Source organism: Runella limosa DSM 17973 (assembly GCF_000482465.1).
Lineage (GTDB): Bacteria > Bacteroidota > Bacteroidia > Cytophagales > Spirosomataceae > Runella > Runella limosa.
Window position 1 is genome coordinate 44,266 of sequence record NZ_KI519434.1, and the last position, 20,453, is coordinate 64,718.

Consider the following 20,453-nt stretch of genomic DNA (forward strand, 5'->3'; position numbering starts at 1 on the left):
ATACGATTTTAAAGAAACGAATTAGTTACATTTTGGTGAGAATATCAAACTTTCAGCAGTTTTTCGGCCTTTTCTATACCTTTGCCAAAAAATACGCACTTCACACATGAAACGCCTGCTGTTCCTATTCTTTCTAGCTTTTTTATTGGTTCAAACCAGTTTCGCCCAACAAACTACCCCACCTTTTCTCCAAAACCCAAATCAACGTTGGGTTGACTCTGTATTTAATAGCCTTACCGCCGACGAGCGCATTGCCCAACTCATCATGGTCGCAGCGCACGGATACCCCAACAACCCAAGTCGTGTGATCATTGATACGACTTTTACCAACCCGCGTGTGGTAGCAAAGTATATTAGAGATTACAAAGTAGGCGGCGTAATTTTTTTCCAAGGCGGCCCAGTTCAGCAAGCACAGTTGACAAACTATTATCAGTCGATTTCCAAAGTACCATTATTGGTCGCCATGGACTCGGAATGGGGGCTCGCCATGCGCCTCGACAGTTCAGTACGTTTTCCATACCAAATGACGATGGGGGCGATTCAGGGCAACGACGAGCTGATTTATAAAATGGGAAAACTCCTTGCCGCCCAAAAACGCCGTTTGGGGGTACACATCAATTTTGCACCTTCGGTCGATGTCAACAACAACGCCAACAACCCTGTCATTAACTTCCGTTCGTTTGGCGAAAACCCCCAGAAAGTTTACGAAAAAAGCTACGCCTACATGAAAGGAATGCAAGATGGAGGCATTTTGAGTTCGCTCAAGCACTTTCCTGGTCACGGCGATACGGGTGTGGACTCGCACTACGACCTGCCCGTTATTCCGCATAACCGCGCCCGCCTCGACTCGGTGGAGCTATATCCATTCCGTAAATTGATTGAACAAGGTGCCGACGGAATCATGATGGCACACTTGGCCATTCCAGTGTTGGATACGGCCAAAAACGTACCTTCTACGCTTTCAAAACCCATCGTAACGGGGCTGCTCCGCGACCAGCTCAAATTCAACGGCCTGATTTACTCGGACGCCATGAACATGAAAGGGCTTACGAAATATTTCCCCAACGGTTTGGGCGATGCCAAAGGATTAGAAGCGGGCATGGACGTGTTAGAGTTTAGTCCCAATGTACCTGCGGCCATTGCCGAAATCAAAAAAGCCGTGGCCGAAGGACGCATCTCGCAAGCGGAAATTGACGCACGGGTCAAAAAAGTATTGGCGGCAAAAGCGTGGGTAGGGCTCGACAAATTTGCGCCCATTAAAACCCAAAACCTGATTGAAGACATCAACGATAAACAATCAGAACTTATCAATCGTCAGTTGACCGAAAATGCGCTGACCGTCCTCAAAAACAACGACAACATCCTCCCCATCAAGGATTTAGACAAAGTAAGCATTGCCTCTATTTCATTGACCGACGCTCCTGCCATTACCACCGTCACCAAAGATGGGGTCATTGCCCTTGGCACCCGCAACGAAACTGCTTTTACGGGAGAACTGACCACATTCCAAAAAACACTATCACTTTACACCAATATCGACCATTACGTTATTCACCCAAAAACACCTGACAGCCTTCAAGGTAGCATTCGAGCAGCCCTCAAAAGCTACGACATTGTACTGGTAGGAGCGCATTTGAATAACATTCGCCCAGGTACCAACTACGGCATTACGCCCACCACCGCAGCTTGGGTAAAAGAACTTGCCGCCAACGGAAATTCGGTCATTACGGTATTTGGAAACGCCTACGCACTCAACAAACTACAGGACATTGGCAAGGCCAAAGGTTTAATCATGGCCTATCAGTTAACGCCATTTACGGAAGAATTGTCGGCCCAATTGATATTCGGCGCCATTCCTGCCAAAGGCAAACTTCCCGTATCGGTCAATCCCCAATTCCCATACGGAGCAGGCATCGAAACTCCCGCCCTCGGTCGATTAAAATACACCATTCCCGAAGAAGTGGGCTTGGATAGCAAGTGGCTTTCTTTCAAAATTGACTCCATTGCCAACAATGCCATCGCGTTGAAGGCGGCACCAAGTATGGTGGTACAATTGGCCAAAGACGGTAAAGTATTTTATCGAAAAAGTTATGGCTCCTTAATCCCCAATGAGGGAGCTACCAATTTGTCCACATCGGGGATTGGGGGGCTCTATGATTTTGCTTCTGTTACCAAAATTGCCGCTTCTACGCTTGCCTTGGCCAAATTGCACAGCGAAGGTAAGTTCAACTTAGACGGGACGATGAAAGATTATTTGCCGTTCTTGAAAAAATCGAACAAAGCCAATTTGGTTTGGCGCCAAGTGCTTACCCACCAAGCAGGTCTGAAAGCATTTATTAACTTCTGGCGCGATTGCCGCAAGCCAAATGGCCAATGGAAGCCTCGTACGTTCCGCTGGGGTAAAGAAGCTCACGGCGCTTATACGGTGCAGATTACGGATAGCCTTTGGTTGCACAAAAAATACCATCATAAACTGTTTGCTTCGCTCAAAAACTCAGCCCTCAACGAAAAAAAGGAGTACGTGTATTCCGACTTGTCGTTTATGCTTTATCCGCAAGTAGTAAAGAACCTCACGAGCGTCGAATTTGAAGATTATTTGAAGTCGAACGTTTATCGAAAAATCGGGGCCAATAGCCTTACTTTCAACCCGCTTCGCTTCAACAAACTAAGTCAAATCGCTCCTACGGAACGGGATACTTTTTTCCGCCAAACGCTGGTTCACGGGCGCGTACACGACGAAGCAGCGGCCATGCTCAATGGCGTAAGTGGTCACGCAGGCTTGTTTGGCAATGCCAATGATTTGATGAAAGTAACGCAATTGTTCCTCCAAAAAGGCAGCTACGGCGGCGAATTGTTCATTTCGGAAAAGACAATGAATGAATTTACGCGCTATCAATTCCCAGAGTCACGCCGAGGAATTGGTTTTGACAAACCTAGCCGCGTTTACAACGGCAATGCGCCCAAAAGCGCCAGTCCACAAAGCTACGGACACACGGGTTTTACGGGCATTATGATTTGGAACGACCCTGCGTACAACCTCAATTACGTATTTTTGTCAAACCGCGTTTATCCCACCCGCGACAACAATAAGCTTTCATCTCTCAATGTCCGCACGGCCATTATGCAAGTGGTGTATGATGGATTGGGAATTAAGTAAAGTTGGTATATTTATCAGGTTAAAGGCACTGTTAAGCATTTAATCAAAAGTTTTTGAGGAATTCAAAATAGCCTCGGTAGAGGCGAAACCTTTGTAAAAACAAAGATTATCTGCCAAAAAAAGCCCCATCGGGGTGACACACACTCCGTGGAAGATGTCACCCCGATGGGGCTTTTTTTCAGATTTGCTTAATTCTTCCTACTAAGATGTAACTCCTCTGGAGCAATAATTTGCTCCTCTAAGCACTGTTGCCTCATTTCCCCGCCAAATACGTCTGAATATTTTCTGCGACTTTATCCATCAATCGAATTCGCGCTTCAATACTCGACCAAGCTACGTGAGGAGCGAGCAGCAGTTTTTCGGGGTTTTTAAGTTGTAAATAAGGATGGCTCGCGGGAATAGGCTCCTGCGTAAATACATCAATAGCTGCACCCGCAATCAAATCGTCATCGAGTGCCCGTACCAAATCTGCTTCATTTACAATACCTCCCCGACTTGTATTGAGCAACAAAGCCGTAGGTTTCATTTGGGCTATACGCTCGTAAGTGAGTAAATTATCGGTATGTTCGTTGAGCGGTGCGTGGATTGAAATGACATCACAAGTTGCCAAAAACTCGTCCAACGGAAGTGAAGCATAAGGGACGTCATACGTTTGTCCCGAAGCCGAATAATACACCACTTCACAACCAAAAGCGGAGGCAATCTGCGCCACTTGACGGCCAATTTCGCCCAGCCCCAAAATTCCAAAACGTTTTCCTCGAAGCTCCCAATAAGGACGACCAAGGTGCGTAAACATTCGTTCTTTCGAATATTCTCCCGATTTAACGTACACATCGTAATAGGCTGTCGAGTTGAGCAATGCCAACAACAACGCCATGGTTTCTTGGGCTACGCTATCGGTTGAGTATCCTTTTACGTTCTTTACTTGTATCCCCAACTCCTTGGCTGCGGCCAAATCGACGTTGTTCATTCCCGTAGCTGCCACACAAATGAGCTTCAACGACGGCGAGTTCTCCATCGTTTGACGAACCACTTTGACTTTGTTGGTAATCACAACTTCAGCCCCCTCTATCCGCGAGGCGACTTCATCGAGTTGGGTATCGGGGTAAAAAACAACTTCGCCTAGCTCAGACAATTTAACAAGGTTAGGAATATCTCCTAGTGTGCGGGCATCTAAAAAAACGATTTTCACAGGGTGTAGTTATGGTTAGCGTTTTGCTTTAAAAACATTGCGTATCTATTAAAGCATTTACCGAAGCTTACATAACCTCAATTCAACAAAAAATCCCTGTTGGTAAACAGGGATTTTAAGCAATGTTATTCACCGAATTGATCAACGCTTGGTGAAAGATATCACCCCGATGGGGCTTCGTTTCTGAACTGATTCATTGTTTCTACTAAGATGTAGCTCATCTGGAGCAATAAATAAGGACTGCTTATTATTTTACCTAGCAACAAAAAAATCCCTGCTAGAAGGCAGGGATTTTCGGGAATTAGTTTATTATCTAAACCTTGACTACTGAGCCAATTTCTCAGCAATCAGTCCTTCGAGGTATTCTTTGATCGCTCCAATTTTGATTTGGCTGATGACATCTTCACAGAAAGCATACATCAACAACGTCTGTGCTTCCGCTTTTGGAATCCCGCGTGAGCGCATGTAAAACAAAGCTTCGTCGTTAAGTTTCCCCGTTGTCGTTCCGTGCGAACACTTTACGTCATCGTTAAAAATTTCCAACTGTGGCTTGGTATTCATGATAGCCTCATCCGAAAGCACTACGTTACGGCACGATTGGTACGCGTTGGTTTTACTTGCTCCATCGCGTACAAAAATCTTCCCGTTGAACACACCCGTTGATTTATCTTTCAAAATCCCTTTGTACAACTCATTACTGTACGAATTTGGCTGTGCATGGTCCACCAACGTATGGTTATCTACGTGTTGTTTTCCGTTCGGGAAATACAAACCGTACATAAACGCCTCACAATTTTGACCATCCAACACAATGTTGAGGTTGTTTCTGACAAACCCTCCATTGATAGTTACCGTTACGGCATAGAAATGGCTATTTTGCTTTTGGCATACTTGCGTAGTACCCACGTGATACGACTTTTCGGTATCGTTCTGTACTTTGTAGTATTGAACGTTGGCATTTTCTTCCACCACAATTTCGGTCACGGTGTTTGTAAATGCGCCATTATCTCCCAGCGTACGGAACGCTTCGGCGATTTTCACTTCGGCATTTTTACCAACCACCACCAAGTTACGGGGTTGTGAAGCCACGTTGATACTGCGGGCATCGGTGATAAAACGCAAGATAATGGGCTGTTCTACTACTTTCCCCGCAGGCACGTTGATGACAACGCCGTCGTGGGCAAAGGCGGTATTGAGGGCCGTAAAAGCTTCATTTTGGTAATTGGCGTATTGGGCAAAATACGTTTCCAACAAAGTCGGATTTTCTTTTACCGCTTGGCCAAAGTTCAAAATTTGCAGTTGGCTCTCAGGCGAAACAATGTTCGACAGTTCCGCATTATAAATGCCGTTGATAAAGTACAAAACGTTTCCTTCCAAATTAGGAATTGAAAGGGTAGCAAGTTCATTTTCCCCGAACTCCGTTTTGACGTTAAAGTCAAACGCCTGCTTTACTAAATTGCTGACGTTGCTATATTTCCACTCCTCGTGCTTGATAGTTGGGAAGCCCAACGTCTCAAAATTTTGCATAGCCGCACGACGCGTCTGATGCACCGCCGATTTGGTTTCGCCGTTAAGGCGTCCTTCGGTCGCTTGAAAATTGGCAACGAGTTGTTCTTTTAAATCTATGTTTTTTGACAAATCCATGTTTGAATTTTTACAACTCAATAATGAAACTTACAGCTGATGATAATTATCTCATCGTTGGTAACTTGATATACTAAACGATGTTCATCATCTATCCTTCTCGACCAACACCCTTTAAGATTGTGTTTAAGAGGTTCTGGTTTACCAGTTCCTTCGAAAGGATTTCTTTGAATTTCTTCCAGTAATTTAATGATACGATCCTGTATTTTTTTGTTTATACTCCTCCAATCATTAAACTGGCCGAAAGCCGTAGGAGTAAATGCAATATTTCTCATTTACTCAATTCACCTAATTCTATGACAATTTTTTCTCCTTTTCTCGCTTCTTCCAATGACTTTTCAAGAGCATTGCGATTGGCTGGAGTTGAAAGCAGATAATCTGTTTCGTCCATTTCACTATCAATAGTCAAACGAATCTTACGATTTTTATACATCGACTTCAGCCCTTTAAAAAACTGATAATCAAGCTCTTCTGCTCTCAATTCTATGGTAGTAGTCATAAGAATTATTTTTAAATTTTAAGGCTACATCGTTGCCGCTACTTCTGCCTTAATCCAGTCGTATCCTTTTTCTTCTAACTCAAGCGCCAATTCTTTTGGTCCTGATTTTACGATACGGCCTTTGTACAACACGTGTACATAATCAGGCACAATGTAGTCGAGCAAACGCTGGTAGTGCGTCACTACGATTACTGCGTTTTCTGGCGAGCGCAACTTGTTTACACCTTCGGCCACGATACGAAGCGCGTCGATGTCCAATCCTGAATCGGTCTCATCCAAAATCGCTAATTTTGGCTCCAACATCGCCATTTGGAAAATCTCATTGCGTTTTTTCTCACCACCTGAGAAACCTTCGTTCAACGAACGTTTCAACAATGAGTCGTCGATGTTTACTAATTTGGCTTTTTCACGCATCAATTTCAAGAACTGCGCTGCATCCAATGACTCTTCTCCGCGCGATTTGCGGATTTCGTTGAGGGCCGTTTTCAGGAAGTTGATAGTCGTTACCCCTGGAATTTCTACAGGATATTGGAAGGCCAAGAAAATACCCGCGGCCGCTCTTTCTTCGGGCGACATTTCGAGCAAATCTTCTCCGTCAAAATCAACGCTACCGCCTGTTACTTCATATTCTTCCCGCCCCGCCAAAACCGAAGCTAAGGTACTTTTACCAGAGCCGTTTGGCCCCATTATCGCATGGACTTCGCCAGCTTTGATTTCCAAATTGATTCCTTTCAAAATCGCCTTGTCGTCAACCGACGCTTGTAAATCCGTGATTGTAAGCATAATAAGTGTTTGTTATCTAGGTAAGGACGAGAATGATTCTCGTAATACATCCGAAAAAGTCTGCAAAATTACAACAAAGAGTCCATAAACCCTTGTGTTTGAGTAACAATTCTAATGAAGGAAAAGTTGGACTAACCCATAAAAAGTTTCAAACGTTAAAAGGGGGAAGATTTAGTTTAAATATTAACACTCGTATCTCGAAAGGATAGCGCTTCCTAAGTGCTATTTAACTGCGTTTTAATCTAACTTTTAAACTCCTTTAATAACACCCTCCGACATTTGTATCGTCAACTTATTAACAGCCTAACCGCTCTATTTTTCATTTACATTTTATCTAGCTATGCGTATTGTTCCATTGCTTTTTGCCATCACGATGGTGACTTTAAGCGCACGCCCCGTTCACGCCCAATCCGACTCGTTGCGGCTTTCTTTGCCCCAAGCGGAGCAACAGTTTATCCAAAAAAACTTTGTTTTGTTGGCTCAAAAATACAACGTCAACGTAGCCGAAGCTGCCAAAGAACAAGCCAAACTCTGGTACAATCCCAACTTATTTGTAGAAACTAACCTCTACAACGGGTACAGCAACAAACTGCTTCCTTATGGTCATAATGCTGATTTGTACAACCCAACGGGCGGTGTCGTCAATGTTCAGGTGCAGCAAATTGTCAGTTTGGTAAAACTCAGAAGTAAACTCGTTCAGTTGGCCGAAACCAACGTGGCGCTACAGCAATCTGCTTTTCAAGACCTTATGCGAAACGTTCGTTTTCAGTTGGCACAGGCATTCGGGAATTTGGCTACCAACCAACAAAAACTAACCATGCTCCAATTGCAAGGCAAGCAACTAGCATCGTTGTTGGAAGCGTTTCGGGCGCAACTAAAACTCGGTGTCATTGCTCCTTACGAAGTAACACGTCTTGAATTGGAACAGAAAAATTGGGAAAGCGACCTCACTGACTTAAACGCCCAAATCAGCCAAGACGAAGCGACGTTGCGCACTTTGCTATCCATCAACGGTACAACGTATATTACTCCCGTCAATGAAGTTTCTACCCCTAAAACTGCGGGGTCGTTGAACGATTTGGTCAGCCAAGCCCTTACTTTACGCCCCGATTTGCGTTTGGCCGACCAACAAATTAGCTATAATCAACAAAACCTTACCTACCAAAAGGCACTTGCCACTCCTAACCTTACGTTGGGTGCTGATTATCAACGGGTAGGTGCTGCTTTTCCGCACTACTTGGGAGTACAAGCTTTGATAGACTTACCCATTCGGAACAAAAACCAAGGAAATATTCAGGCTGCCCGCTGGGGAATTGACCAAGCAAAAGAAGGACGCAATGCGGTGGGGATTCAAGTGGAACAAGAAGTCGTAAATGCTTACCAACAATATACGCAAGCAACTCAGTTACAGGCCAAAATAACGCCCGAGTATCTCCAAAGTATCCAAGATATTTCTAAAAATGCCACCGAAGATTATACCCGTCGGGTGATTGATTTGGTGAGTTTTATTGATAAAATCAGGGCTTATAAAGATGCCCAAATGACGCTCATCGACAGCGCCAATCGCCTGTATCAAGCCCAACAACAACTTAACTACGTCACCAACGCGAAGGTGTTTTAACTCTCAATTCTGCCATCCAATGAAAACCAAGTTACTATTGTGGGTACTCTGCCTACCCGCTATCGTTCTCGTCTCGTGCCAAAGCGAACAAAAAAACGAAGAGCCCAAGACCAAAGATATGGGTTCGGCGTTTCGCACCGATACCGTTCAACTCCGTAACTACGAACAGGAGTTGCAGTTTACGGGTCAAGTATCGTTTGACCAAAAACAAGTGGACCGCGTCTATCCGATGGTTAGCGGTAATGTACTGGATGTCAATGCCGAACTAGGAGCTTTTGTCAAAAAAGGACAAGTGTTGGCCAAACTCCAAAGCGCCGATGTTAGCCAATTTGTAAAGGATTACAACACGGCCAAATCGAACTATGACATCGCCAAACGCAACGCTGACAACGTAGAGCAGTTGTATAAAACCAAATTTTCGTCTGAAAACGATTTGGTGAACGCCCGCAAACAGCTTGAAATCGCGTCGTCAGAACTCGAACGTTCTAGCCAAGTGCTAAAAATGTACGGCGGAACTTCGGCCAATAGCCAGCCTATTTTTACCGTTTCGGCACCCGTAAGTGGCTACATCGTAGAGCGGAACATTAACCCCAATATGCAAATCCGCCCCGACAACGGAAACAGCTTGTTTACGATTTCAAACCTTTCAGACGTATGGGTGCTTATCAATATTTATGAGTCTGACATTCAAGCCGTTAAAATAGGACAAGAAGTCAACATCAACACCCTTGCCTATCCCGACCGCGTGTTCCAAGGCCGCATCGACAACATCAGTCAGGTCATCGACAACGATAGCAAAGTATTGCAAGCGCGCGTAGTGCTTCAGAACCCAGGGGGCTTGCTCAAGCCCGATATGTTTTGTACGGTAAAACTTCACATCGAAAAGCCCGAAAAATTGTTGGCGGTCAACCCTAAATCGGTCATTTTTAGCGAAGATCGCTACTTCGTCATTCTCGATAAAGGCAAAGGAAATTACCAATCGGTTCCCGTAGAAGTCATTAAAAGTACTTCCAAATACAGCTATATCAAAGCCAATCTCCGCGACGGCGACCAAGTCGTGACTGAAGGTGCGCTCTTGTTATTCAATGAATTAACCGACTAAGTCATGAATAAATTCATCAAAAATATCATTGGCTTTTCACTCAAAAACAAGGGAATCGTCTTTTTTGTCACCTTGTTGGTAGTGATCGCAGGGGCCGTAAGTTTTTACAATACCCCCGTTGAAGCCTATCCCGACGTTACCAATACCGAAGTGGTCATTATCTCTCAATGGCCTGGTCGGAGTGCCGAAGAAGTAGAACGTTTCATTTCGATTCCGATTGAAACCGAAATGAACTCCATCAGCCGCCGTACCGCGATTCGTAGCGTCAATTTGTTTGGGTTGTCGTTTATCAAAATCATCTTTGAAGACGGTGTTGACAACTTCAACGCCCGCATGGAAGCGAGTCAGAAATTGTCTAACGTTGACCTTCCAGAAGGTGTAAATGCCGAAATTCAGCCTCCAGCAGGCCCTACGGGCGAGATTTACCGCTACACGCTTACGTCGCCGACCAAATCGGTGACTGAGCTTAAAACCATCCAAGATTGGGTGATTCAGAAAAACATCAAAGCCGTTCAAGGCGTAGCTGACGTAGTGAGTTTTGGTGGACGGGTTCGCACTTTTGAAGTAAGTGTTAACCCCAATTTGCTCACCAAATACAACCTCACCGCACTCGACGTCTATGGTGCGCTCCAACGCGCCAACGTAAACGTAGGAGGTGACATCGTACGAGAAGGTCAGCAAGCCTTTGTAGTGCGTGGGATTGGAATCGTAAAAGACGTACCTGACATCGAAAAAATCATCGTCAAAAACATCAACGGTGTTCCCGTTCGGATTTCAAACATCAGTACCGTTCGTCCCTCTAACCTTCCTCAGCTAGGCATCGTTGGCCGCGATTTTCACGACGACGTCGTCGAGGGAATTGTGTTGATGCGGAAAGGTGAAAACCCAGGCGAGGTGTTACCCAAATTGAAAGAAAAAGTAGCTTACCTCAACTCAACGGTATTGCCGCAAGACGTTAAAATCAAGGTTTTTTACGACCGTACCGAACTCAACAACCACACCATGCACACCGTAGGCGAAAACGTAGCCTTGGGGATTACGCTGGTGACGGTCATCTTGTTGATATTCTTGGCCGATTGGCGTACAACGGTTACGGTAGCCCTCATCATTCCGTTGGCGTTGTTGTTCGCCTTTATTTTGATGCGGGTCAAAGGTATGACGGCCAACCTACTTTCCATTGGCGCGATTGACTTCGGGATTATCATCGACGGAGCCGTGGTGATGGTCGAAGGACTGTTTGTAATGCTGGCGCATTGGGCGGAAAAAGAGGGAATGGAGCGCTTTAACAAACGCGCCAAACTCAGCCGAATCCTCAAAACAGCGGTAGAAATGGGAAAATCTATTTTTACGTCTAAGCTCATCATTATCACCGCTTTGCTGCCTATTTTTTCGTTCCAAAAAGTAGAAGGGAAGCTGTTCAGTCCCTTGGCATTTACGATTGGCTTTGCCTTGTTGGGAGCGTTGTTATTGGCTCTTACGTTTGTGCCTGTATTGAGTAGTATTTTGTTGAATAAAAACGTTCGTGAACGCCACAACCCTGTGATTAAAGGACTCAACAAAGCGTATGCGCCTCTACTTGATGCCGTTATGAGTCACCCCAAACGTGCTATGGTGGCAGGAGTAACGGCACTTGGTTTGGCTCTTGGCGCGTTTCATTTTGTAGGTTCGGAGTTTTTACCCCAGCTCAACGAAGGCTCCATTTACGTTCGTGCGAGTATGCCCCTTAGTATCAGCCTCGAAGATAGCTACCACTATACGCGTAAGTTTCGTCAGGTGTTTGAGCAATTCCCAGAAGTACGGGGAGTAATCAGTCAGACAGGTCGCCCCAACGACGGTACTGACCCCACGGGCTTTTTCAACCAAGAGTTTTTTGTGGATTTGTACCCTGCTGACGAATGGAAACGCGATATCACCAAAGACCAATTGGTGGCCGAGATGCAGGCGAAATTGGCAGGCTTCAAAGGAGTGGACTTCGGATTTTCACAACCTATTTCGGACAACGTCGCCGAGGCAGTTTCGGGGGTAAAAGGCTCTATTGCCGTAAAAGTGCAGGGGGATGACCTTAATATATTAGACAAGAAAATTACGCAAGTTTTCAATGTCCTCAAAAAAGTACAGGGAGTAGAAGATCTGGGCGTGTTTCGTAACTTGGGACAACCCGAACTTCGCATTACGCTCAATCCTGATAAAATGGCCCAGTATGGCATTGATGCTGCCGACGCCAATGCCGTCATTGAAATGGCCATTGGCGGGAAGGCCGTGAGTCAAGTCTATGAAGGTGAAAAGAAATTTGACTTGCGTCTCCGCTACGACCAGCCGTTCCGCTCGTCGATTGAGCAAATTGGTCAGCTCCAAGTACCTACCCTCAACGGTGGCAAAATACCTTTGAAACAAATTGCAAGCATTGAAAACGTGTCGGGGCCCGCGTTTATCTACCGCGAAGACAACGCCCGTTTTATCGCCGTGAAGTTTTCGGTACGTGGTCGCGACTTAGGTAGCACCATTGCCGAAGCCCAAAAGAAAGTAAACGCCGCTGTAAAATTGCCAAAAGGCTACGAAATGAAGTGGAATGGGGAGTTTGAAAACCAACAACGCGCCCAAAACCGCTTGGCCTTGGTGGTACCCATCAGCTTAATCCTGATTTTCTTTATCTTGTTTGTTTCCTTTGGTAACGCCCTCGACTCTATTTTGGTGCTGCTCAACGTGCCTTTTGCCCTCATTGGGGGAATTGCCGCACTGTTGCTGACGGGAGTCAACTTTAGTATCTCGGCGGGGGTAGGCTTTATCGCCCTGTTTGGGATTGCGACCCAAAACGGGGTTATTCTTATCAACAATTACCACAAAAATCTGAAAGCAGGAATGCCACTAATTGAGGCGATTAAAGATGGTTCGAAAGCCATGCTCCGCCCCATTGTAATGACGGCTTTAATGGCGTCGCTTGGTTTGTTACCTGCCGCTATATCGACGGGGATTGGCTCTGAGACGCAAAAGCCATTGGCAATTGTGGTCATCGGAGGGCTTATCACGGCTACCTTATTATCACTGCTCATCCTTCCTACGGTCTATGAATGGATTTACAGCAGCCGCGAAAAGCGTAAACAATTATTGAAATAATAGTAAGTTTCGTATTCTTACACCTATAAGGTTTTTGAAACCTTATAGGTGTGTTTGCTTATTTATTAGCTAAACTTCTTCTTCAAATACTCAATTGAGTGCTTGTAAGCATCAGCCGTAGCCGTTGCATCGTGCTTAGGATTGCTTGGGTTGGCAAAACCGTGTACTGCATCGTACATTTTCACGGTTACTTGTTTGCCCGCAGCTTTCATATTTTGCTCAAACTGCTCTACCATTTCAGGCGAAGGAGCCTTATCTTGTTTTCCAAAAACACCCAATACGTCCACATTCAACGTTTTAAGTTTTTCAACATCCTGCTCTGGACGACCGTAATACATCACACAGCCCACCGCTTGCTTTCCTTCCAACAATGCCGACTGCAACGACAACATACCGCCGAAGCACCAACCTACACTCGCAATTTTGGCTTTTTTACCAACGTGCGCCAAGGCTCCTTGCATGATGGCCGTCAAACGCTCTTTCGGTACCGATTGCATGATTTTACCAGCTTCTTGCGGCGTTGTACCCACTTGGCCGTCGTACATATCCAAGGCCAATACGTTTACGTCGCCCAAATCGTTGTAAAACGTTTCGGCTTCGTGCTTGATATGGTCATTAAGTCCCCACCATTCTTGGTAAACAAAAAGCCACTTATCTGATTTCTTAGGGGCTTTGATCAAAAACCCTGACGCATCTTTTCCATCAGGCGTCGAAAACTTAATGGTTTCTCCTTTGCCCGCGTAGTGATATGCTTCGGGCGCATCGTGCATCGCCATAAAATTGGCATCAGCCGCCCACGCAGCCATGTCGTGCGAGGTTTGACACAATGGAATGGGAGTTTCCGCTGGGCGTTGAATAAATGCCTGCATGGCGAACATCGCCCCGACGAGGATCAATTTTTTCATTGGTGAATGAGTTAAACAGTGATATAGGTTGATACACATATTGTCAAACCAAAATTGCAAAAAATGGTTTAAAAAAGCACGTTAAAAAAATCCTACAAAAATAGTTTGCAAACTACAAATATAGGACTACATTTGTAACATGGAAAAATTAACAAACAAAGAAGAAGAAATTATGCACGCGCTTTGGAAAGTAGAACGTGCTTTTGTGAAAGACCTTATGCCGTTTTTCACCAACCCACCATTGCACTATAATACCGTGTCAACCATTATTCGAAATCTCGAAGAAAAAGGCTACATCGGGCATCGAACTTATGGAAACACCTACGAATATTATCCGCTGGTGTCAAAAGAGTCTTACCAAAACCAATTCGTTATCAGCAAGTTGGTGGACAATTATTTTGATAATTCGTACAAGAACCTAGTCTCGTATTTTGCCCAGAACGACAAGGTGTCGGCCGATGAGCTACGAGAAATTTTACGCATGATTGAAGGAGGGAGCGATACCTAAATCTCCCTTTCACGTTGACTATTCATCCTTTAACCTCGACTAAACCGTGAACTTCGAACTCCTCTCCTATCTACTGAAAGCCAGTTTGGTGATGGCTATTTTGACGGGCGCCTACGCTTGGCTCGTCAAACGCGAAACTTTTTTGCAGGTGAATCGATGGTTGTTGTGGCTCAATGTTGCCGCGACCTTGGTGCTGCCCATCGTCCCCGTCCCCGATTGGGAATGGGTACCCGACACGCCCGCTCAAATCGTCAACCAAGCGGCTTCTTGGACCAAGGAAAAAGCGCCCAAACAACCCTTCGCAACGACTCAGGCGTCGTCACCGCGCACTGCTGCAACAATAGTGAAGGAAGAAAGCCTGTCCAAGGCAGTCAGTACTGTGGTATCCTCACAAAAAACGTGGACACTCTTTTCTTGGATTGCGTTGGTCTATTGGCTAGGTGTGGGGATATTGGCGGCAAAATTTTTGGTACAATTGGCTTCCCTCTGGCGGCTCAAGCAAAAAAGCACGCTTTATGCCACCGATTTTAACGTAGTATTGGTAGAAAATCCAACCCTTACAGCCCCTTTTTCATTTTTTCACTGGATTTTTTACAACCCTCACCAACACACCACCGACGAATGGGAACAGGTATGGACGCACGAGTGCATCCACGCCCAGCAGTACCACAGCCTCGATATGCTCAGTTCTGAACTGCTAAAGTGTGTTTTTTGGTTCAATCCTTTTGCGTGGTGGCACCAGCGATTGGTGCAAGAAACCCTCGAATACATCACCGACCGCGCCGTGCTTGACACGGGTGTTGAAAAGAAATCGTATCAATTTCATTTGTTACGAAGTACCCTCAACACCTCCCAACAAACCTTCGCTAATCACTTCAACCAAGCGCTACTAAAAAGTCGGATTAAGATGATGAACAAACGCAAATCCAGCTGGAAAGCCGTGGGAAAATATGGGCTGTTTATTGCCTCGATTTGGGTATGCGCGGCGTTTACGAAGCCTTATCGGGAAATAGTAAAAGCGACTCTTGTAAAAAAGATGCCTGAGCTTCAACCCGTTTTGCAGGTCTCAGCCAGCATTCCCAAAGAAAATTTACGAGATTTTGAATGGAAAAGCCCCGCTCCTATCACCCTTTTAGACTCTCATTCCATCTCTACTGAGCCCAAATTTGTTTCTACTTCACAACCTGTCGCCTCTACTAAATACTTGATTTATAGAGATAGTACAGTCTATTGGCTAGTTACTTCAAAATCAAAGCTTTCAGATCTAAATGCCATTCAGCAAGAGCTTAATAAATATGGGCTCGAATTTGAAACTACCGAATTTAAACTTGATCCGCTACGGTTGTTTAACCAACGTATCGGCGTGATATGTCTGAAAAAAGGCTCAGGAAGTACCTCCTCGGCCATTGGGGACGCAGAGTTGTTCGTACCTTGTCAATCCATTTCAGGTTTTGCGACGATTAATAAAAAGGGAATGATGGGAATTAGTGAACTAGAGCCTTCTTTACCCGAATTCAAAAAACTGGCAGAGGACGATTACCGCGCATCTCTTGAGGATTTACGCGCCCATCACCTCGACTACCTTGTTATCGAAACAGACAGAAAAGTAGGAGGAGGAGGTAATCGTGATTATTCCAAAGCATCTTTGGAGTATTTAAAATCCCAAAATAAAACTTCTACTAGAATCAATTTATCAAGTGACAACTATATCAGGATTGGAGAAGAGTACCGCAGCAACATAGTGTATTTGAATGGCAGAGTTTCGAGCATTGAAGAAATTGAAAAAATCTCATTTCAAGATTTGTACTTAGCCCGTTTCAAGGATGCCTTCAAAGATAAGAAAGCTCATATTTTAATCTTTACTTACCACTAAAGCCATGAAAATCCTCACCTCCCCCGAACATTTTACGTTTACCAACCACTTCAACCAATCGCTGCTCAAAAACCGCATTAAAATGATGAACAAACGCAAGTCTAGCTGGAAAGCCTTTGGTAAATATGGACTGTTTATTGCCTCAATTTGGGTATGCGCGGCGTTTACGAAGCCTTATCGGGCAAAAGTCGCAGCACAAATCGTTAAGAATGTTCCTGAATTAGAGACAGTTCTGACTCCAAAAGCAAAAAATGAAACTATCTTCAATGATTTTATTTTTGAAGCTCCTGTTCTCTCCTCTTTGGACTCAGCATCATTACCAGCTCTTCAAAACCCAGTTGTTGTCAACACCGATACTCAAAAATACATTTCGGCAACAAAATATATCATTTATAAAAATGATGCGCTTTATTGGCTAATTACCCCTAAAACAACAATGGAAGATTTGGTAGATATGAAGAAAGAATTTGTCAAACATAACCAAACTTTTGAAGTATCAGGCTTCCAGTTAGATCCACTTAATTCGTTCATTATTTCAGTTGCGGCAAAGGGGAATGGTTGTGGTTATAAATCGTTTATCCCTGACAATTACGACAAACCCGTAAGTTCACATGGAGGCTATGTTTCTTTAACCAAAAAAAGTTGTGGTACAATTGATAGTCAAAAAATGCCAGATGAACTAAAGGTTATAGCACAAAAAGACGACCAATTAGCTCAGGCACTACAGCAAAAAAACAGAATCAGCTATTTGGAAATAAAAACTAGCGAGAGTTTAGGCCCAGGAGGAAGCACGTCAATTACAAAAGAAACCTTACTAAAACTGGCCAAGCCAACTCCTCAAAATTCCCTTGTAAAACAATCAAAATATCTCAATCTAACAGAAAACGATTTTCTCAACATTGCCCAACCACGGCGTAACGACATTATTTTATTAAATGGTAATCCATCAACACTTGAGGAGGTAGAAAAAATACATATTAAAGACTTTTACTCGGCCATTTTTAAAGAAACTTGGCAAGAAAATAAACTCTTAAGGCAACATTATATTTTGGTTTTTACCGAACACCTATAAAGCCATGAAAACCTTCACCTCCCCCGAACATTTTACGTTTACCAACCACTTCAATCAATCGCTGCTCAAAAGTCGGATTAAGATGATGAATCGAACCCCAACGTGGCGAAGCAGCTGGCGATATGCCTCGTTTGTGGTGGCCATAGGTGTTATTTTAATGTGTTTGCAATCCTACTCACCCGCCCAACGTACGTCGTTGAGCTCCTCCGAGTTCGGAACCCGTTATTTGGTCGCCAAAAAGGGAAAACTTTATGGCGTTATTACCCCATACGCCACTGATAAAGACATTGCTGCCATTCACAAAGCACTAAAAAAACACGGGGTTGCTTTTGAACTTCAAGGCATCGAACGTGACGCGGAAGGGCGCATTTCAGACATCAAAAACGTAATTTTGGGCGACTATGGCAGCGAGACCATGAAGATTATCAAACGAAGAGACGAGACATCAGAAGGATACAAAATGGCTTTTTTTGATTTTTGTTACGACCCAGAAGTGGGTTGTTATCCCAACATTCCCCCGTCTGACTACCCCAATGTGCTTTCTCAGGTCTTAACGCAAGAAGGTTTGTTTACCCACAACAGCACCTTAAAACAATCTTTATACGACATTTCTTTCAAAGATAAAGTGAGAGGAGTTCAAACCAATCCCGCCGAAACTCGCGAAAAAATGGAAAGAACTTGGTCGGGCAACATGAATCAATTGTTGGAAGCAAGTTTCTTCAAACGACAGGGCACGATGGTCTATGTCCGACCCGACAAATACTTAGACATCTATCCAAAATACCAAGACAACGTCACCCTGTTTGTTGATGGCAAAGAAATGACGCTCCAAGAACTTCATAAAGTGCATATTCGACAAGTAGCCAAGGTCTATGCGCATAAACGTCAGGCGAAGGAAGATTTTTCAGGTATTGTCAACCGACTAAAAGGCCAAACCGACTATGTAGTTTGGATAGAACGCGCCCCCAATCGCTTGCAGCGCGACTCTAGCCATTATATTGTTAGTCCATTTTACACGGGCGACTTCTAAAAACAAAGACACCTAGGCTCAAACCGAACCTAGGTGTGCTATAAACAACCCATTCTCGCAAGATTATATTTAATGCTTTGTCAGCATCTAAATGTCAATTAATTCGGACAATTCTAAGTGGCACACCAGCACTGGAATATGCGTAGCAAGTACCATTTTTTTTGACACGCTCGGGTTGATAATCCCTGACAACCAATCGCGTTTGCGCGTTGCCATCACGATCAAGTCCGCGTGTTGTTCGTCGGCGTATTTCTGTAATCCTCCTACGACCGAGTCAGATTCTATCACTTGTAAGGTGTACTTTTTATTGCCTAATACCTCCGCAATATCCTGCACAAACTGCGCATCGTCAAAGACATCTACCTCAAAAGGTGCTCTTACTTTTACCAAATCCAATTCCGCTTTAAAGTGCTCGGCTAGGTTGAATGCAAACCCAAGGGCATTTTCTTCGGGGCGTTCGAGTTCGGTCGCATACACTATTTTCCGAATCGTACGAGTCTCTGTTTGGGGCGGTAAAACCAACACAGGGCAACTTGCTTTTCCTGCTACGCCAGCCGCTACACTCCCAATAATTTTATCCAACCAACCCCCTTTTCCTGTTCTTCCCATCACCACTAAAATTGGCTTTTGGGCTTTAATTTCGTCCAAAACTACTTCCGCAGCGGCGCCGTAAATGAGTTTACTTTGGCACGCAAAACCATCTGCTCGACAGTCACTTTCCCACTTCAAGAGTGTTTCTTGGTTGAGTTTTTCGGTTTGTTCGGCCAGCGCTACCAGCGTTTCAGCAGGCAGGTTGGGATCCACAACGGGCGGATGAAAAGCGTGAACCAACGATATCCCTGCGTCGTAACGTTCGGCTATTTCCTGCGCAAACTCCAACGCTCGCTGTGAATTTTCGGAAAAATCTATCGGAACTAATATAGCTCTCATCGTCGTGTGTGGTTGAATTGAACGATGTAAAATTCTCTCTATAAAACTGAAAAATGTATGACAAAAATCAGTTATCTTTCTGATTAACATCAATTAGGGCAGTAGATGCTTACTTTTTGCGAATTTTAACCCTAAAAACCACATTTATGAAGCATTTTTTTTCTACCAGTATGCTTGTATGCCTTCTATTCGCAGGTCCACTTTTTGCCCAGAAAAACCCTGCGGCGGTTGGATTTGACGAAGCAGGCTCTGACCCCAAAGCCATTGAACTTGCCGATAAAGCGATGGACGCAATGGGCGGGCGGAAAAATTGGGACAAAACCCGTTTTATTGCATGGAACTTCTTCGGAAACCGAAAATTGATTTGGGACAAATGGACTGGGAATGTTCGGGTGGACAACGTAAATAATGACCAAACCATTTTATTAAACATCAACGACGGCAAAGGGCGGGTTTTCAAATATGGACAAGAACAAACCCATCCTGACTCATTGACGAAGTATTTAAAACAAGGGAAAGGCGCTTGGATTAATGATGGGTATTGGCTCACGATGCCCTTCAAACTCAAAGACTCAGGCGTTACTTTAAAATACCTCGGGGAAGAAAAAACGCAGGACGGCGCCGAAGCAGATGTGATTCAATTGACGTTCAAAAATGTAGGAAACACCCCCGATAATAAGTACAAACTTTGGGTCAACAAAAGCAATCATTTGGTGTGGCAGTGGGCGTATTATCCCAAATTTGACGCCGAGAAACCTGGTTTTGTCCGCCCGTGGACTGACTACAAAAAACACGGAAAAATTTTACTTTCGGGTGAGCGTGGCGACCGCGACCTAACTGATATTATGGTATTTGACCAACTTCCAGAAAGTATATTTACGGATTTCAAACGCCCTGATTTGAGCCAATACGCTACAAAATAATTTCAACCTCCCAGCTTTCAACCGATTTCGTTGCCGTTGAAAAATTGACGCCCACTGCCACCAACTCTTTCCCCAGTGGTTTGTAGGGCGTCAAATAGCC

16 protein-coding genes are annotated in these 20,453 nt (G+C 44.5%); 9 read left to right on the forward strand and 7 right to left on the reverse strand.

The genetic code is table 11. The features are described from left to right. Nucleotides 1–106 precede the first annotated feature (106 nt). Nucleotides 107–3,157, forward strand: a complete 3,051-nt coding sequence (locus tag K339_RS0132030; RefSeq protein ID WP_028527240.1) for a glycoside hydrolase family 3 N-terminal domain-containing protein — start codon at nucleotides 107–109, stop codon at nucleotides 3,155–3,157. A 253-nt stretch (nucleotides 3,158–3,410) separates the two neighbouring features. Here the strand turns inward: K339_RS0132030 and K339_RS0132035 are convergent, their stop codons facing one another. The 5 genes from K339_RS0132035 to sufC all read right to left on the reverse strand — a co-directional run bounded on the left by K339_RS0132035 (nucleotide 3,411) and on the right by sufC (nucleotide 7,275). Beyond that, nucleotides 3,411–4,349 carry a D-2-hydroxyacid dehydrogenase gene (locus K339_RS0132035; RefSeq protein WP_028527241.1) on the reverse strand — a complete coding sequence of 313 codons (939 nt, stop codon included), beginning with the start codon at nucleotides 4,347–4,349 and terminating at the stop codon, nucleotides 3,411–3,413. A 324-nt stretch (nucleotides 4,350–4,673) separates the two neighbouring features. After that, the gene (gene sufD / locus K339_RS0132040) at nucleotides 4,674–5,993 is read right to left on the reverse strand and encodes a Fe-S cluster assembly protein SufD (RefSeq protein WP_028527242.1); all 1,320 of its coding nucleotides are present in this window, start codon (nucleotides 5,991–5,993) and stop codon (nucleotides 4,674–4,676) included. Between the two features lie 17 nt (nucleotides 5,994–6,010). Beyond that, entirely contained in the window at nucleotides 6,011–6,268 is a 258-nt protein-coding gene (locus tag K339_RS0132045; protein ID WP_028527243.1) for a Txe/YoeB family addiction module toxin, read from the reverse strand. After that, nucleotides 6,265–6,492, reverse strand: coding sequence for a type II toxin-antitoxin system Phd/YefM family antitoxin (locus K339_RS35605; RefSeq protein ID WP_037302440.1), 228 nt, complete (start codon nucleotides 6,490–6,492; stop codon nucleotides 6,265–6,267). The genes K339_RS0132045 and K339_RS35605 overlap by 4 nt, the downstream gene beginning before the upstream one ends. Nucleotides 6,493–6,516: 24 nt before the next feature. Further along, a complete protein-coding gene (sufC, locus tag K339_RS0132055; protein ID WP_028527244.1) occupies nucleotides 6,517–7,275 on the reverse strand; it encodes a Fe-S cluster assembly ATPase SufC in 759 nt (252 codons plus the stop codon). A gap of 340 nt (nucleotides 7,276–7,615) precedes the next feature. On the opposite strand from sufC, the gene K339_RS0132060 reads away from it, so the two are divergent. Genes K339_RS0132060 through K339_RS0132070 form a run of 3 tightly spaced genes read left to right on the forward strand, consistent with a single transcriptional unit; the run spans nucleotide 7,616 to nucleotide 13,112 of the window. Then, nucleotides 7,616–8,896 (forward strand): TolC family protein, encoded by a 1,281-nt coding sequence (locus K339_RS0132060; RefSeq protein WP_051398408.1) that lies wholly within the window; start codon nucleotides 7,616–7,618, stop codon nucleotides 8,894–8,896. A 19-nt stretch (nucleotides 8,897–8,915) separates the two neighbouring features. Next, nucleotides 8,916–9,998: an efflux RND transporter periplasmic adaptor subunit gene (locus K339_RS0132065; RefSeq protein WP_028527246.1), complete on the forward strand. Its 1,083-nt coding sequence runs from the start codon at nucleotides 8,916–8,918 to the stop codon at nucleotides 9,996–9,998. A 3-nt stretch (nucleotides 9,999–10,001) separates the two neighbouring features. Then, a complete protein-coding gene (locus K339_RS0132070; RefSeq protein WP_028527247.1) occupies nucleotides 10,002–13,112 on the forward strand; it encodes an efflux RND transporter permease subunit in 3,111 nt (1,036 codons plus the stop codon). A 65-nt stretch (nucleotides 13,113–13,177) separates the two neighbouring features. Here the strand turns inward: K339_RS0132070 and K339_RS0132075 are convergent, their stop codons facing one another. Further along, nucleotides 13,178–14,017: a dienelactone hydrolase family protein gene (locus tag K339_RS0132075; RefSeq protein WP_028527248.1), complete on the reverse strand. Its 840-nt coding sequence runs from the start codon at nucleotides 14,015–14,017 to the stop codon at nucleotides 13,178–13,180. Between the two features lie 139 nt (nucleotides 14,018–14,156). Between K339_RS0132075 and K339_RS0132080 the strand changes: the two genes are divergently transcribed. The 4 genes from K339_RS0132080 to K339_RS0132095 are packed head-to-tail and all read left to right on the forward strand — an operon-like array spanning nucleotide 14,157 to nucleotide 18,500. Continuing rightward, a complete protein-coding gene (locus tag K339_RS0132080; RefSeq protein WP_028527249.1) occupies nucleotides 14,157–14,525 on the forward strand; it encodes a BlaI/MecI/CopY family transcriptional regulator in 369 nt (122 codons plus the stop codon). Between the two features lie 46 nt (nucleotides 14,526–14,571). Further along, on the forward strand, nucleotides 14,572–16,398 hold the full coding sequence (locus K339_RS36470) for a M56 family metallopeptidase (protein WP_157607856.1): 1,827 nt from the start codon (nucleotides 14,572–14,574) through the stop codon (nucleotides 16,396–16,398). A 4-nt stretch (nucleotides 16,399–16,402) separates the two neighbouring features. After that, the gene (locus K339_RS0132090; protein WP_028527251.1) at nucleotides 16,403–17,470 is read left to right on the forward strand and encodes a hypothetical protein; all 1,068 of its coding nucleotides are present in this window, start codon (nucleotides 16,403–16,405) and stop codon (nucleotides 17,468–17,470) included. A 4-nt stretch (nucleotides 17,471–17,474) separates the two neighbouring features. Further along, entirely contained in the window at nucleotides 17,475–18,500 is a 1,026-nt protein-coding gene (locus tag K339_RS0132095; RefSeq protein ID WP_028527252.1) for a hypothetical protein, read from the forward strand. 87 nt (nucleotides 18,501–18,587) lie between these two features. Here the strand turns inward: K339_RS0132095 and K339_RS0132100 are convergent, their stop codons facing one another. Continuing rightward, complete coding sequence (locus tag K339_RS0132100) at nucleotides 18,588–19,430, reverse strand: universal stress protein (RefSeq protein ID WP_169731928.1); 843 nt, start codon at nucleotides 19,428–19,430, stop codon at nucleotides 18,588–18,590. A gap of 146 nt (nucleotides 19,431–19,576) precedes the next feature. Here K339_RS0132100 and K339_RS0132105 point away from each other — a divergent pair, with 146 nt between their 5' ends. Further along, nucleotides 19,577–20,353, forward strand: coding sequence for a hypothetical protein (locus K339_RS0132105; protein ID WP_028527254.1), 777 nt, complete (start codon nucleotides 19,577–19,579; stop codon nucleotides 20,351–20,353). Nucleotides 20,354–20,453 lie beyond the last annotated feature (100 nt).